At 53.2% G+C, this 14,244-nt stretch carries 16 protein-coding genes; 7 read left to right on the forward strand and 9 right to left on the reverse strand.

All coding sequences use genetic code 11. The annotated features are described in order from the left end of the window. Nucleotides 1-55: 55 nt before the first annotated feature. Together GN111_RS13365 and GN111_RS13370 are read right to left on the reverse strand one after the other, a co-directional pair. A complete protein-coding gene (locus GN111_RS13365) occupies nt 56-1,792 on the reverse strand; it encodes a long-chain-fatty-acid--CoA ligase (RefSeq protein ID WP_155304228.1) in 1,737 nt (578 codons plus the stop codon). 275 nt (nt 1,793-2,067) lie between these two features. Beyond that, nucleotides 2,068-3,024 carry a hydrogen peroxide-inducible genes activator gene (locus tag GN111_RS13370; protein ID WP_155304229.1) on the reverse strand — a complete coding sequence of 319 codons (957 nt, stop codon included), beginning with the start codon at nt 3,022-3,024 and terminating at the stop codon, nt 2,068-2,070. Nucleotides 3,025-3,157: 133 nt separating this feature from the next. Between GN111_RS13370 and GN111_RS13375 the strand changes: the two genes are divergently transcribed. Beyond that, a complete protein-coding gene (locus tag GN111_RS13375; protein ID WP_155304230.1) occupies nt 3,158-3,763 on the forward strand; it encodes a superoxide dismutase in 606 nt (201 codons plus the stop codon). A gap of 23 nt (nt 3,764-3,786) precedes the next feature. Here GN111_RS13375 and GN111_RS13380 read toward each other — a convergent pair whose 3' ends face one another. Beyond that, on the reverse strand, nt 3,787-4,734 hold the full coding sequence (locus GN111_RS13380; protein ID WP_155304231.1) for a diguanylate cyclase: 948 nt from the start codon (nt 4,732-4,734) through the stop codon (nt 3,787-3,789). A gap of 267 nt (nt 4,735-5,001) precedes the next feature. Here GN111_RS13380 and GN111_RS13385 point away from each other — a divergent pair, with 267 nt between their 5' ends. The 4 genes from GN111_RS13385 to GN111_RS13395 all read left to right on the forward strand — a co-directional run bounded on the left by GN111_RS13385 (nt 5,002) and on the right by GN111_RS13395 (nt 7,978). Continuing rightward, a complete protein-coding gene (locus GN111_RS13385) occupies nt 5,002-5,445 on the forward strand; it encodes a Fur family transcriptional regulator (RefSeq protein WP_155304232.1) in 444 nt (147 codons plus the stop codon). 150 nt (nt 5,446-5,595) lie between these two features. Next, nucleotides 5,596-6,237 carry a peroxiredoxin gene (locus GN111_RS13390; protein WP_155304233.1) on the forward strand — a complete coding sequence of 214 codons (642 nt, stop codon included), beginning with the start codon at nt 5,596-5,598 and terminating at the stop codon, nt 6,235-6,237. Between the two features lie 268 nt (nt 6,238-6,505). Beyond that, on the forward strand, nt 6,506-6,637 hold the full coding sequence (locus GN111_RS34190) for a hypothetical protein (protein ID WP_269433836.1): 132 nt from the start codon (nt 6,506-6,508) through the stop codon (nt 6,635-6,637). 276 nt (nt 6,638-6,913) lie between these two features. Next, the gene (locus tag GN111_RS13395; protein WP_231715735.1) at nt 6,914-7,978 is read left to right on the forward strand and encodes a DMT family transporter; all 1,065 of its coding nucleotides are present in this window, start codon (nt 6,914-6,916) and stop codon (nt 7,976-7,978) included. 461 nt (nt 7,979-8,439) lie between these two features. Here GN111_RS13395 and GN111_RS13400 read toward each other — a convergent pair whose 3' ends face one another. Then, nucleotides 8,440-9,456, reverse strand: coding sequence for an IS110 family RNA-guided transposase (locus GN111_RS13400; RefSeq protein WP_155302142.1), 1,017 nt, complete (start codon nt 9,454-9,456; stop codon nt 8,440-8,442). A 292-nt stretch (nt 9,457-9,748) separates the two neighbouring features. Here GN111_RS13400 and GN111_RS13405 point away from each other — a divergent pair, with 292 nt between their 5' ends. Then, nucleotides 9,749-10,048, forward strand: coding sequence for a hypothetical protein (locus GN111_RS13405; RefSeq protein WP_155304235.1), 300 nt, complete (start codon nt 9,749-9,751; stop codon nt 10,046-10,048). Between the two features lie 68 nt (nt 10,049-10,116). Here GN111_RS13405 and GN111_RS13410 read toward each other — a convergent pair whose 3' ends face one another. The 5 genes from GN111_RS13410 to GN111_RS13430 form a co-directional block, all read right to left on the reverse strand. Continuing rightward, entirely contained in the window at nt 10,117-10,374 is a 258-nt protein-coding gene (locus GN111_RS13410; RefSeq protein WP_176603290.1) for a hypothetical protein, read from the reverse strand. 77 nt (nt 10,375-10,451) lie between these two features. After that, a complete protein-coding gene (locus tag GN111_RS33375) occupies nt 10,452-10,577 on the reverse strand; it encodes a 4Fe-4S binding protein (protein ID WP_170302267.1) in 126 nt (41 codons plus the stop codon). A gap of 219 nt (nt 10,578-10,796) precedes the next feature. Further along, a complete protein-coding gene (locus GN111_RS13420; protein ID WP_155304237.1) occupies nt 10,797-11,399 on the reverse strand; it encodes an FmdE family protein in 603 nt (200 codons plus the stop codon). 11 nt (nt 11,400-11,410) lie between these two features. After that, nucleotides 11,411-11,956, reverse strand: a complete 546-nt coding sequence (tsaA, locus tag GN111_RS13425; RefSeq protein ID WP_231715736.1) for a tRNA (N6-threonylcarbamoyladenosine(37)-N6)-methyltransferase TrmO — start codon at nt 11,954-11,956, stop codon at nt 11,411-11,413. 332 nt (nt 11,957-12,288) lie between these two features. Next, nucleotides 12,289-12,570, reverse strand: a complete 282-nt coding sequence (locus GN111_RS13430) for a hypothetical protein (RefSeq protein ID WP_155304238.1) — start codon at nt 12,568-12,570, stop codon at nt 12,289-12,291. Nucleotides 12,571-13,005: 435 nt separating this feature from the next. Here GN111_RS13430 and yedE point away from each other — a divergent pair, with 435 nt between their 5' ends. Beyond that, nucleotides 13,006-14,091, forward strand: a complete 1,086-nt coding sequence (yedE, locus tag GN111_RS13435; protein WP_155304239.1) for a YedE family putative selenium transporter — start codon at nt 13,006-13,008, stop codon at nt 14,089-14,091. The last annotated feature ends 153 nt before the right edge of the window (nt 14,092-14,244 follow it).

The raw sequence follows: 14,244 nt of genomic DNA on the forward strand, positions 1-14,244 counted from the left end.
GCGGCTGAAAGCCGCTCTATAAAAAAACCGGTCCCGAACAAATGACAGAAGGCTGTCAAGCGGTCTTGCTCTCCTCGTCCCGCAGCACCCGCCGCAGGACCTTGCCGACCGCGGAAACCGGAATCGCATCGCGAAACTCGATCTGTCTGGGCCGCTTGTAGCCGGCCATGTTCTCCTTGCAGAACTGGAGAATCTCCTCTTCGGTGCATGTTTCGCCGGGATTGACCTGGATGAACGCCTTGACCGTTTCGCCGCTTTTTTCATCCGGAATCCCCACGACAGCGACCAGGGCCACTTTGGGATGGGTAAAAAGAATATCCTCCACTTCTCTGGGATAAACGTTGAAGCCGCCTACCAGAATCATGTCCTTTTTGCGGTCCGTGATCACCACGAACCCGTTTTCGTCCACGTGGCCGATGTCGCCGGTGAGGAAAAAGCGATTTCCCTCGATTTCCCTGAAGACCTCCGCCGTTTCCTCCGGCTTGTTCCAGTACTCCCTCATCACTTGGGGCCCGCAGATGGCGACCTCGCCGTCCTCTCCCTGGGGCAGCTCGGTTTGACCGGTCTCCGCATCCAGAATCTTGAGAACGGTTCCGGGCAGGGGAAAACCGATGGAGCCGATCTTGCGCGTGTCCTTGAAGGTCGGATTGGCCGTGACCACCGGGGCCGTTTCGCTCAATCCGTAGCCCTCGAAAATGACGGCGCCGGTCTTCTCTTCAAACCGCTTGCACACTTCGGGCGGCAAAGGAGCGCCGCCGGAAAAGCAGCCCATCAGCGAAGTCAGATCGAATTGATCCAGCAGGGAGTGGTTGGTGAACGCCACGAAAATGGTCGGCACCGCCGGCATCAGGGTGGGCCGGTGCTTTTGTACCAGTTTGAGCACTTCGGTAAACGGCGGATCGCCGGCACGCGGATCCGGAACACAAACCAGGCGGCTTCCCGACGCACAGGCCGAAAGCATGGCGCAGGTCATGCCAAAGCTGTGATACCAGGGCAGCACGCCCAGGTAGCAATGGTATCCGCCCCTGCGGATTCCTTCGGGAGATCCGCCTTCTTCATGAACCAGCCGGGCCCATGCATCCAGCCCTTTGAGGTCGTAAACAAAGTTGGAATGGGTCAGGGCCGCCCCCTTCGGTCTGCCGGTCGTGCCGCCGGTGTAAATGATCAGAGCCAGATCCTCCATGGGATCGATGGTCACTTCCGGCGGGGCCGGATCGGCTCCGGCCAAGACATCGTCGAACATCAAATGGCCGGGAGCGTGTCGCTCGGCATGGGGGATCTTTCCCAGCAGTCCGCCCAGAAATCCTTTGAGCCAGGGCAGGTAGGATTTGACGTTGCAGATGACCACGGTTTCCACCGAGGTGTCCCGAATGGCCTTTCCGGCCGTGTCGTAAAACTGGGGATGGTCCATACAGAACAGCGCCTTGGCGCCGGCATCGTTGAGTTGATAGTTGAGTTCTCCGGGCGTGTATAGCGGATTGCAGGTCACACAGACCGCGCCCGCCTTGAGAATGCCGAAATAAACGGCTGGGTAGTGCGGCAGGTTGGGCAGGAAGATGGCCACCCGATCACCCTTGCGGATCCCTTGGGCATGCAGGAAGTTGGCGATCCGGTCGGCCGTTTCCTTAACCTGGGCAAAGCTGCGGGTCGCGTCGTTGAAGATGGTGTAGGCCTGGTTGGGATAGTCACGTGCAGCATCGTCGAGCAACTGGAAAAGCGGCATGTTGTAGTCGTCGATTTCGTGGGGAACGCCTTCGGGCCAATAGGGGGTCTTCCAGGGGGCTGTCGTCATAGCGCTTTCTCCTGTCCGTTGAGGTTGATGACCATATCGCGATCCTGACCAGCGGGGTTGCCATTTTTACGACGGGCGCAAAGCGCCTCATTTTCACGAAAGGAATCGTCCCAGTTTCCCCGGTTTTGAGAAAAGGGTCAAGTAATTTTCTCATCGATCTGCCACCATCGGATTCTTCTCACCGCCGGCAGGGACGCATGGGTTGCCTGTCGAATGATTGCGGCGGCACTGTTGCCGGTTGGCAGCCGTCTTATCGGCCCAGTGTCCTGTCACTTTCAGGCCGTCTTCGCGTCGATAATCCGCCACGTTTTCTTTTTTTTCTTCAGTTCCCGGGGAATTCCGTTGAGAATCGACTGCCGGAGAACTTCCAGCAGACGGGTCTTAATGCCCTCGCCGTGGGTGATCATGCTCACCTGTCGGGCCGGTACCGGCGGCTGAAGGGAGCGCACCAACCCCCGCGACGGCGCCGGCAAGGTCATGGCCGCCAGTTCGGGCAGCAGGGTGACGCCGTGACCGGATTCGACGATGCGGATCAACCCCTCGAGGCTCCCGCCCACGAATCGCAGCCGGACCGCCTTTTCATCGCGCGTTTCCAGGGTGCCCAGGCACACCTGAGAAACCTGGCCATGCAGACAGTGGCCGCTGTCCAGCAGAATCATCTCGTCCGGAACGAAGTCGCCGGCGGACAGGGAGGTCCGATCCACCAGCCGGTGCCCGGCGGAAACAAAGCCGTAAAAAGGTTCGTAGAAAAGAGGGCTTTCAAGGATGCCCTTTTCTCCTAAAGGTGTAGCGGCAATGCCCACGTCCAGCATATCGCGGCGCAGGTCCGAGATGATGTCCGCGACCAGCATCTCACGGACCGTCACCCGAACACCTGCATACCGGGCCAGCAGGTCCGGAATGAACCGCGGTAACAGATAAGGTCCCAACGTGGGGATAATCCCCAGGCGAAGTTCTCCGGAAAGTGTCTCCTGCTGCTCGCGCACCACCTCGGCGATGGCCTTGAATTCCTGCAATGCCCGATAGGCCCGCTCGATCACCAGTTGGCCCAAGGGCGTGGCCTGCACCGGTTTGCGCCCGCGGTCAAAAAGACTCACACCCAGTTCCGCCTCCATCTTTTGGATCTGCATGCTTAAGGTGGGCTGGGTGACGAAGCATTGTTCGGCCGCTTTTGAGAAACTGCCGTATCGATCCACCGCGACCAGATATTCCAGCTGGCTGGCTGTCAACATAATCTCTATCTATATTAATATAAAAATTATCGATTTGATTTATACTAAAAGCATTACCATAGTTTGTCAACGAAACAGTTCAGCGCAAATGAAAACATGATTACATGCAACCGATACGATTGGAGGATTGGCCATGAAACATATTTTACCCGAACTACCCTACGCCTACGATGCACTGGAGCCCTATTTCGATGCCCGCACCATGGAAATTCACCATACGAAACACCATCAGACCTACGTGGACAAACTCAATGCAGCCTTACAGGGCCAGGAGGATGCACTGGCGGATAAACATCCCGAAGAACTTCTGGCGGACCTGAATGCCGTTCCCGAGAACATTCGCACCGCCGTGCGCAATCACGGGGGCGGGCACTTCAATCACTCTTTCTGGTGGCCGATGCTTAAAAAAGATGTCCCCTTCACCGGTCCGGCGGCCGAAGCCATCACAAAACAGTTCGGCGGCTACGACGGGTTCAAGGAAAAATTCGCAAATGCTGCCGCCCTGCTATTCGGAAGTGGATGGACCTGGTTGACACTCAACCAGGGCAACCTTGAAATCGTGGCCACGCCCAACCAGGATAATCCGGTCAGTCAGGGCAAAACGCCGATCCTGGGGATCGACGTCTGGGAACATGCCTATTATCTGAAGTATCAGAACCGTCGGCCGGATTATATCGAGGCGTTTTTCAAGGTGATCGACTGGAACCGGGTCAATGATGTTTATACGGCTGCCCAATAGCCATTTTGAAGAAACAGGAAAGGTCAGGACGTCAACCGGCCGGCTTCGATGCGGTTGCGTCCCTCACTCTTGGCCCTGTAAAGCAGGTTGTCCGCTTCCTGAAGCAAGGCTTCGGGGGTGATCGCCTCTTTACAGGTGCCCGGAGAAAAACAGACGACACCGAAACTGCTGGTAATGCCAATCGCTTTATTGTCTGTCTCGATGGGGGTCGATTCGAGGGTTCGGCGGATTCGCTCGGTCAGCACCAGGGCACCATGCAGATGCGTTTCCGGAAGAACGATCAGGAACTCTTCACCACCATAGCGCCCCGCCCAGTCAACCTCCTGCCGGATGGATCCGGCCAGGCACCGGGCAAACGATTTGAGCACAACGTCGCCTACCAAATGTCCATACGTATCATTCACTTTCTTGAAATGGTCGATGTCGCACAGCACCAGGGAAAGGTCTCGTACGTATCGGTGGGCTCTACGAATTTCCTGGGGCAACCGCTCGTTGATGTAACCCCTGTTATAAAGGCCGGTCAGTGAATCGAGGATGGACATCAGGTGGATTTCATCGACTGCGGCCTTGAGGGACCGCTCCAGTTCCAGGATGCGGATACCGGTCCTGATTCGGGCGACCAGTTCTGCGGGATGGGCCGGTTTGGTGATGTAGTCGTCCGCACCGGCCTCAAGGCCGCTGATAATGTCGCCCTTGGAGCCTTTCGATGTGAGCATGACGATGAAAACATAGCGATTCGGGTTCTCGTCCCGAATGGCCCGGCACAACTCCGGCCCTTCCATCTCCGGCATCTGCCAGTCGGTCAAAACGATGGGGAAAAACCGCTGCCGGAACAGTTCGAGGGCTTCGCGCCCATTGGCCACCGTGGTCACCGCGAACCCCTCCCTGGCGAGAATCTTTTGACATAGCCGCCGCGAAATGAGGTCGTCTTCGGCCAGGAGAATGGGATAAGGGGGACAATCGTTATTCATTCGGTTTTCCATCCGATATCATGCAGGTGTTGTATTCTGTTTTTTTATCAGATCTGTCCGTTGAAAGCAAAGGAAGTCGTCGTGGACAGGCATCCTGGCGAATCCGAAGTAACTATAACAAAAAAGTAACACGCCATTATCTTATTCAACCCATTGACAAATAGGATTCACTACTATATAGTTCAATATATTTTAAAGGACAGAATACGGATCGCGAAAAATTATTCATCAATCCAATGACCCTGAGGACAGGATACCGGGCCGCAAATGAACAGCGAACTGCCAAACGACAGGCTGCAGAACTTCGAGAATATCTGCCATGAGAATGGGCTGAGCATCACCCCCCAGCGTGTGGCGATCTACAAGGAGTTGATTGCCTCTTCGGAGCACCCTTCGGCGGCGTCCATATTCAACAGCGTCCGTGAGTACTATAAAAACATTTCTTTGGACACAGTAAATCGCACCTTGTTGAAATTCCAGGAAATCGGTTTGGCAAAAGTGGTCGAGAGTTCAGGGCACCCAAAAAGTTTCGACCCCAATCTGGAGCCGCATCATCACTTCAGATGTGTCAGGTGCGGGAAAATTTACGATTTCAAGGACGAAGTCTACGATGCCCTGGCACTGCCCGAATCGATCAAAGGTAAATTTATCATTCTGGATAAAATTGTGCATCTGGAAGGAATTTGCGATGCATGCCGCGAGGACCGATAGCTTTGCACCCATTTTTTTTGCCTTTAAATAGTAATAACTACTATATAGTTAATTTATTTATTTAATAGCTTTACCAACTTCGTCGGGCATCGGCCCGGCAAGTCAAGGCAGATCAACCGTTCACTCAAACCACAGAAAAGGAGATTCAAAATGGAAAACGGTTTCCCCCTCATCGGCAGCGAATTCCCGAACGTTCAGGCGACCACGACCCAAGGACAACTCAACCTGCCTGCGGACCTCAAAGGAAAATGGTTCGTGCTGTTTTCTCATCCGGCGGACTACACCCCCGTTTGCACGACCGAGTTCGTTGCATTTCAGAAACGGTACGAGGATTTCAAAGCGCTCAATTGCGAGTTGGTGGGCCTTTCCATCGACCAGGTGTTCTCCCACATCAAATGGGTGGACTGGATCAAGGAGAACCTGAATGTGGAAATACAATTTCCCATCATCGCCGACGACATGGGGCTCGTGGCCCGGCAACTGGGCATGATTCACCCCGGCAAGGGCACCAATACCGTAAGAGCCGTCTTCATCGTCGACGACAAAGGCATGGTGCGGACCATTTTTTACTACCCCCAGGAATTGGGCCGCAACATGGACGAAATCCTGCGGGCCGTGAAGGCCATGCAGACCTCCGACGCCAACGGCGTGGCGATGCCGGCCGGTTGGCCTGAAAACGAACTCATCGGCCAGAGCGTCATCATCCCTCCGGCCGCCGATATCAAAACGGCCCGGGAAAGAGAAAAAGAGTACGAATGCTACGACTGGTGGTTCTGCCACAAGAAACTTTAACCACCGCAACTTTGTAGCCGGACCGGAATCTTGCCGGTCCGGCTATTCTATGGCTGCCGCCATTCAACCAATCCCTCGGTTGGCAGGTCGCTGCGCTCATTCTGCGTTGTTTGAAAGAACTCGGGAGCCATTCCGCACGACCCCGATCATGTAAGTTTCACCGGACAGTTGTAGGCCGGCACGTTTGGATGCTCATGTCTGATCCACGACGTCTTTTTGGCTGTCGCCGCCTCGGGCGGTGTATTCCTTCAGTCCACAGGAGAATCTATTGACGGCGTTCGTTTTCGGCATCATCGGGACCCCCGTCTCATGCGAAGACCCGAAGGTGAAAAGCGCTTTTCTTGAATTGTTCTTCTCCGTGGACGGCTGCGAGGTTGTATCGTCGACCAGTCTGCCCTAAAATAATCAAAATGTCTGATGCAGCTTTCGCTCTGTAAAGCCCTTACATCCGGTCTGAGTTGTGCACGGAGACTAATGTGGCCAAATACGGCAAAAAAGATCAGACTCTTGAACAATACTTGAATTATCATTTATTGATTCAAAAGCTGGTGAAGGGTTAACTTTCGATTTATAGCCTTCGGCCAACACCGGCGCAAAAAACTACTCAATACAATGCAAGTGGCGGCCATCGCTTGATCATATGTCTTGTGGTTTAGAAGGATTCAAGAAAAAAACAGTGAAAAATGTTCATGGAACCTTAAAATTTGCATCCGCCGGTCTGGTTTCGGCCTTTCTATTCGGCGCAGCAACTCCGGCCAGCAAATTCTTGATTCACGACATCCAGCCACAATCCCTGGCGGGCTTGCTGTATCTCGGCGCTGCCGTTGGCGTGTTCCCCGTTGCTATGAGAAAGGGGTCCATCCGTTGGCCCTGGCATGCAGGTCGTCGTACCATTTGGCTTCTCACGGGTGCCATCGTGCTGGGTGGCGTTCTCGGACCGTTGCTGCTCTTGATGGCGCTGCAATTCGCAAATGCAGGTTCGGTTTCCCTGTGGCTCAACCTGGAGTTTGTTGCCACGTTGATGCTCGGGCATTTCCTGTTCCGGGAGCATTTAACCTTGCGGGGGTGGATCGCTGCAGGCGGAACGGTCATCGCAGCTCTGTTGCTGGTCGGTGGAAATGAAGGTGGCGGCGTTATTCCCGCCCTTCTGATCGTTTGCGGTTGCATCTGTTGGGGTTTCGACAATCATTTTACGGCGCTCATCGACGGTATTCCGCCAACTCAGACCACATTTTGGAAGGGCGTTGTTGCTGGAAGCGTTAACCTTATGGCAGGTATTGCCATTGACGGGGGGCCAAATTTGCCGGTTTCAATTTTTGTGGCCTTGCTTGTCGGTGTATTCTCCTATGGAATCAGCATCACCCTGTATGTCATGGCGGCTCAAGGTCTGGGAGCCATCCGCAGCCAGATGATCTTTTCAACCGCTCCCTTTTTCGGATTGCTGCTTTCCGTGACCGTTTTGGGGGAGGCTTTCACAAGCGGCCAGGCGATTGCAGCAGGATTAATGGCAGCATCGCTGATGATCCTCTTCAGCGAGAAACACGTGCATTTCCATCGACACAATGCGATGTCGCACCAACATGCTCACCGGCATGACGGGCTTCACCACGACCACCACCATGAAGGTTTAGCAAGCACTGTGAGTCATTCCCACTGGCACGAACACAAACCGATCGCCCACAACCATAAACACTGGCCCGACCTGCACCATCGCCATGACCATGAAGAGAGTGATGTTTAGTGAAATGTCATTTCCCTAATGGTAGAACATCTTTTTTCTATGCATCATACGCTTCCGGGTTCGCCCATTAAAGGGCGGGTCAAGTAAAAAAACACCTCCCCGTGCGAAACGCATGACTGATTTTCGCTTGACCACATTTTTTTTGAACGACAGATTCGCTGTTTTCCCTTCTTCCGCACCCGTTGCTTCAATGATGTCGGCTGAATCGATGATGGTCGATCCGCACCAGTCACCCATCGGGATCAAGGTGGTCTATGCCACCCCTGGCTCAAAGAGCCCCAGAAAACCTTCGGTACCATGCCGATACCAAATGATGTTTCACAGACCGGTGGCTGGAAGCCAGCCCCATCGTGGTTCACGGCATGGGCGGATGAATCGAAAAACAGGCGGGATGCGGCAGTTCCAATCAGACCCTATGGATGATACCAACCCCAGAAATGGATCACTGCCGCACCCAGATTTTACCTGAATAATAATGCCGGATCGTAGGTCGTTTGATCCCGCATGATAAAATATGACGCCTTACTCAACTTGTTGGCCAAAGCCTTGATGGCCACGGTGTAATTTTTCTCAGCCATTTTGCGCTCAAGAAACTTCCGTGCCTGAGAACAACTACGCTTATTGTGATTGGCCGCTTCCACATAGGCCCAGGCCAGGTATCGGTTTCCGTTCTTGCGGTTGTTGTTGCCTTTCTTTTTGCCGTTTGACAGGCTCTGTGCCTTTACACACCGACAATAAGACGAGTAGTGACCAACTTTCTCGAATCGCCTTATATCTCCTACCTCAAGCATGATTGTCATGGCCAGAATCCTTCCGATGCCTGGTATGGTGAGCAAGCCTCTATAGGCGCTGTCCAACTCGACCATGGTCTCAACTTCCGATTCGATGGCCTCAATCTGTTTGCCCAGGAAACGAATTGTTTCTATCTGATGAAGGGCTGTGGAGACCAGATGCGGACAGTCAAACATCTGCTTGATGAAATCGTCCCGGAAACGGACGATGGCGCTGACGCTTTGCTCAACGCCTCGATTGCGAGCAATCATACTTTGAAGGCTGAGGGTTTGAGTGGTTCTCTGCTTGACGAACATCATCCTTCTTCGGAACATATCCCTTACGGATCGTAGCTTCTTGGGATAAATGTAACCTTGGGCCAGGATGCCCAACTGCAGCAGGTGCGCCAGCCAGAAAGCATCCTTTTTGTCATCCCTGTGCTTCAAACCCTTGTACTGCTGGATGGCCGCCGGGTTGGCCAAGTGGACCTTGTAATTATTTTCCATCAGGCCATCCACAAGCCAATACCAATTGTAGGTTGACTCCACGACAACCCCTTGCAGTGTGCGCTTGTACTTGCGCAATACTTTCAGCACAGTCTTCAGATTGTTGTCATAGCGGCGGCTGTGAAGCCGTTCGTTTTTGTGGTTGATCACACCGATGTAATTGTTGCTTGAATGCAGATCGATTCCGGCGTAAGTTTTCATATGGCACCTCCCTTTTGGTTGACATGTTACCCAATTATTCCATAGCGATGGTCGCTATGGAAAGGGAGGTGCCTTTTATTTTAACTCGGCGACTAGCAGGGAATCATCATGTGCGAGAATGGGCCATAAAAGCTCGTCGGAGCTCATGATGATTCCCTGCGGGTTCCATACGCCCTTTAATGATTATCAGAACACTTAAACCGCAGGGTTTCGTTACCGATACCGATGCCGGCAGCGATGTCTATGTGTTTCACACCATTGCATAATACAATGCTCATTCGTGTGCATGATCATGGGAAGTCTTGTCATGCCCCGGGTGATCATGATCATGAGCCCCATGCTCGCCGCTATGGTCGTGGCTGTGATCGTCCTTTCCACTTACATGATTGTGGGCATGGCTGTGTTCATGTCCGTGTTCATGAGAGTGCTCATGCACATGGGGATGGCTATGGGTTTTATCTCCATGTGTATGGGCATGCTCGTGTTCGTGAGTGTGCGTGTGGGAATGTTGATGCTTGTGTTTGTGCTCACCTTCCATGCTTACCTCCTTGACTGTTATAAATCTGCGTTTAATTTGATCGATAAGCGTTAAAACGACAAAGTTTTTAAAAATATAAAACCGATTTGGGCGGTTATACCAACAAAAAAAACGGACTGGACCTATAGTTCATTCAATATCAGCCCGGCAAGGTGCGGGCCGGCGTCCATGTGCGCCAGGTCGTCGAGAAGCAGGAAGAGCCGATAGAGGTCGTCCGGGCTCAGTGCCCTTAGCGCCTCGTCCTCATAGTGCTCGATCCGCTCGGCAAAGGCCATGATATGGGGTTTAATGATCTCCAGGCTGTGCTGGCAATCCTTGCAGCAGCCTAAAAAATCATGTTTTTTCAGTTCGTGCTCATGTCGATAGTTTACATCGTGCATGGATAATCCTATCTTTCCTATCCCGAAAAACATCGAAGCCGGGTTGCCCCTAAATTTCGGTACCCCTGAATGAAAGCTTAGGCACCGACATGCTTGGTTTCAATGGCGCCCAATGGGCAGGCCTCGATGCAGTCCCAGCATCCCATGCACATGTCCTGAAAAATCATCGGTTGTTCGAAGGCACCGTCCAGTTGTTTGATCACCTTGTGTTCACATGCCGGTACGGCTGGACAAAGCCCCTTATCCGGATTGCATCCGTTCGGATGGCATTTTTCGTAATTGATCGATGCAAATGTTTTTTTCGACTGTAAATTCATTTTTACCCGTCAATGGTGTGAAAGTTCCGATTTTCTATACATTCTATAGTTCTTTTCGAAAATTTCCGCGGTTTGGTCAATGGATGCAGCCATTTCTCCACCATATCAGGCCAAACAGCCCCTGCAAACCAGCGCGCCGTCCACGGATTCAAGTTTGGAATGCATGGTTGGCTCACCGCAACGACTGCATGGGGTGGATTTGTCGATGCGCGCCTTGTCGGGCATGCCGGCGGTGATCGGTGCCATGGAAAAGAGGTCTTCGGCGCGAATGTTCAAGATATCGGTCATCCGTTGAACCCCGAGGTTGTCCAGTTCGCTTTTTTCGGCATCGGTAATGCTGCCGTCGCGGTTCTTTTTGAACAACTCGATCTGGCGTTCGTTAACCCGAAACGTATCGGGTCGCATGATCAGCCGCACGCCCTGGCCGGTGCGGCGGTTGAAGAAGGTAAAGCCCATCTTGCCGTAATCCTTGTAAATCAGATTCCCTTTGCCGAAGGTGCAGCCGGTGAGCACCTGGATGGCGTCCACGCAGCAGGCATCGGTTTCCACGATAGCCACCAACTCCTCGTCCAGTGCGCGCTTTCCCCTCAGCCAGTCCATACCGGTCGTGGCGGCCTTGTAGCCGATGGCCAGCCCGCCGCAGACATGGCCGTGAAAGTCTGCGCAGCGCTTCCAATCCTCACTTTCCATGATTTGCTGGGCGTTCATGCGGTTCTCCTTCAATCTATTTCCATTTCCCTGTAAAGCTGTTCCATCCAGGCCGGCGTTTTCAGGCCGTCCACCTTGAGGTAGCTTTTCGAATAGGGCTTTACATCGACGATGGGGCTGCCGTCCACCGCCTCCAATCCTTTAACAGTAATCACGTTGCCGTTGCGCGCAACCAGGGGCACGGCCGATACCAGCACCGGATTGGGCCGGGCCGGACTGCAGGTGGCGAAAATACCCTGCAGGGGCATATCCTTGCGTCCCATGGGATGCACTTTTCTCAGGTTGCGCCGGGACGGGTCAAGCAGGTGCGGCCAGTAAAGCACCAGCACGTGGGAGAAGCCCTCGATGCCATCCAACAGTTCCTCCCACTCGGGATCGATGATCAATTCACAGATGCCTTTCTCGACCTGGCGATGATAAGCCTTGATATTTTCCATTCGATCCGTCAGGGAAAGGTCATCTTCATCCGCCGACAGCATAGGTGCCTTGATCTCGCTGCGTACCACGCCCACCGGCTTCAACGTCATATCCATAAATGTTTGTTTGGTGTCGTTCACTTTTTTCTCCTGTTTCGAAAAATTTTTGGAAAACCAAGGAATCGGTAACCAATCCAGGGGATGAAGCCCCTAAGGCAGCATATATGCCTCGTAGTCGATCAACCCGTTGGCATTCCCTCTGCTCAGCGACTTTTTCAGCATGAATCCTCCAAAAATAAAAAAGCCATGAAAGCGCGGACCCGTTATCGGATTGCTTCGCCTTCATGGCTCGTTGAGTATGTGTGCATCAACCCTAACGGTCGATGTGATTATTTTTTCAAAAATGATCGACTTCGGTCGATGCGATTACGTGTCGAAGGATATAGGCGGTCAAGAACGCAGCGTCAAGTCTTTTAGCTTATGCTGATTTGAATGATTTTATTCAGCGTGAACAATTCTTTTTGAATATCGAGCAACTTGCTCTGCATCAACGTTCCCAGGACCGCCAGGCGCCCCTGATGACTGCCGGATTTGTCGAGCAGATGATCGATCTCTTTTTGATATGCCTTCATATGGGGTCGCTTTTTAAGAAACCGGGCGCGCTCGGCCAGGGCCTCCTGCAAGATCTCCTCTGTCGAAGCAGGCTTCCGCTTATGTTTTTGGATGTCACCTTTGTAATCGTTTTCCATTCGCATTCCGCACCTTTCCTGAATCAGCAACCATTGAGGTATCAATGGTAACATTAGCATACATGGATGCCCACTGGCAGGCAATACCATTGTCTAATTGCAAGCTCGATGCAAGCGACATTCCAAAAACTGTGAATATTTAAATCATAACATTATCAACAGGTTAAAAAGAAGCCGCCATCATGCCGCGTCGAACATGGCAACAACTTCCCAGAAAATGAGCAAACGCGCAGTTTATCTATTTCATTATTTACCCAAGGAAGTTGGTATCTCTCCCGACCATCCAGCAGGGTCCGTTGTTACTGCCATTGACAAGGTCAATTCATCATTGGCGATCCATCCAAATTATCTATTGGACTTCGACGAACGCCTGTGTGATGAGTAAATGCTCATTTATAAGAAATATTCCATAACCAGCCAAGGAAAGGAGGACGTAAGCGCATGAAAAATTTTTTTGCCAGCCGCTGGGGCATCATCAGCGTAGGCGCGATTATCGGCATTCTGGCCGCTTTGCTGCAGAAGCTGGGCAATCCCGGAAACATGGGCATCTGCGTGGCCTGTTTCGAACGCGACATCGCCGGTGCCCTGGGTCTTCACCGGGCCGGTGTGGTGCAATATATCCGTCCTGAAATCATCGGGTTCGTCATCGGTTCGATGATTGCCGCCTATATGTTCAAAGAATTCCGACCCCGGGTCGGTTCGGCACCCATTGTCCGATTCGTTCTAGGTGCCTTTGCCATGATCGGGGCACTGGTCTTTCTGGGATGTCCGTGGCGGGCGGTGTTGCGACTGGCCGGCGGAGACGGCAATGCCATCCTGGGGTTGCTGGGGTTGACCGGCGGGATCTGGATCGGCACTCTTTTCCTCAAAAACGGGTATAACCTGGGCCGCACCCAGAACACCCATGCAACGGTGGGATGGATGCTGCCCCTGATCATGCTGGGATTTCTGATCCTCACGCTGATGTATCCTCAGATAGACGGCGAGCCCAAAAGCGGCGTTCTCTTTTACAGCCTCAAGGGTCCCGGCGCCATGCACGCCCCACTCGTCATTGCCCTGATCGTGGGATTGGGCATCGGTTTTCTGGCCCAGCGCAGTCGTTTCTGTACCATGGGTGCCATTCGGGACGTGGTGCTGTTCGGTCAGACCCATCTGCTCACCGGCTTTCTCAGCCTGGTGGTTTTCGCTTTCCTGACCAACCTGGCCCTGGGTCAGTTCCATCCGGGCTTTGCCGGTCAGCCCGTGGCCCACACCATGCACGTCTGGAATTTCGCCGGGATGGTCCTGGCCGGTCTGGCCTTCGCCCTGGCCGGCGGCTGCCCCGGTCGGCAGTTGTTTCTCTCCGGTGAAGGCGACGGCGATGCCGCCGTATTTGTGTTGGGAATGATTGTCGGAGCCGGGTTCGCCCACAATTTCGGGCTGGCCAGTTCCCCCAAGGGTGTTGGCCCCCATGGCATCGCCGCCGTGGTTGTTGGACTGGTCGTGTGCCTGTTCATTGGCTTTACAATGCGTAAAAAAGCATCTTAAAGCCTGTTTGATAAACCCGTCTAAGGCCCGCTACCGGCGTTGGAAAGTGTCTCAAAATGCTCACATATTACATATATGCTCCGCTTTTAAGCCACCTTCCGCCTTGTTATCGGGCCTGATCCAGATTTCTCGAACAGACTTTCAAGGAGGGTA

The sequence above is a fragment of the Desulfosarcina widdelii genome (genome assembly GCF_009688965.1).
In the GTDB taxonomy this organism is placed as follows: domain Bacteria; phylum Desulfobacterota; class Desulfobacteria; order Desulfobacterales; family Desulfosarcinaceae; genus Desulfosarcina; species Desulfosarcina widdelii.

What these genes read in the sequence shown, in the direction of transcription:
- GN111_RS13365 (WP_155304228.1), bottom strand. Translation starts at nt 1,792, where the DNA reads ATGACGACAGCCCCCTGGAAGACCCCCTATTGGCCCGAAGGCGTTCCC.
- yedE (WP_155304239.1), top strand. Translation starts at nt 13,006, where the DNA reads ATGAAAAATTTTTTTGCCAGCCGCTGGGGCATCATCAGCGTAGGCGCG.
- GN111_RS13405 (WP_155304235.1), top strand. Translation starts at nt 9,749, where the DNA reads ATGGGAAGTCTTGTCATGCCCCGGGTGATCATGATCATGAGCCCCATG.
- GN111_RS13410 (WP_176603290.1), bottom strand. Translation starts at nt 10,374, where the DNA reads ATGCACGATGTAAACTATCGACATGAGCACGAACTGAAAAAACATGAT.
- GN111_RS13375 (WP_155304230.1), top strand. Translation starts at nt 3,158, where the DNA reads ATGAAACATATTTTACCCGAACTACCCTACGCCTACGATGCACTGGAG.
- GN111_RS13370 (WP_155304229.1), bottom strand. Translation starts at nt 3,024, where the DNA reads ATGTTGACAGCCAGCCAGCTGGAATATCTGGTCGCGGTGGATCGATAC.
- GN111_RS13390 (WP_155304233.1), top strand. Translation starts at nt 5,596, where the DNA reads ATGGAAAACGGTTTCCCCCTCATCGGCAGCGAATTCCCGAACGTTCAG.
- GN111_RS13430 (WP_155304238.1), bottom strand. Translation starts at nt 12,570, where the DNA reads ATGCGAATGGAAAACGATTACAAAGGTGACATCCAAAAACATAAGCGG.
- GN111_RS13400 (WP_155302142.1), bottom strand. Translation starts at nt 9,456, where the DNA reads ATGAAAACTTACGCCGGAATCGATCTGCATTCAAGCAACAATTACATC.
- GN111_RS13380 (WP_155304231.1), bottom strand. Translation starts at nt 4,734, where the DNA reads ATGAATAACGATTGTCCCCCTTATCCCATTCTCCTGGCCGAAGACGAC.
- GN111_RS13385 (WP_155304232.1), top strand. Translation starts at nt 5,002, where the DNA reads ATGAACAGCGAACTGCCAAACGACAGGCTGCAGAACTTCGAGAATATC.
- GN111_RS13420 (WP_155304237.1), bottom strand. Translation starts at nt 11,399, where the DNA reads ATGAACGCCCAGCAAATCATGGAAAGTGAGGATTGGAAGCGCTGCGCA.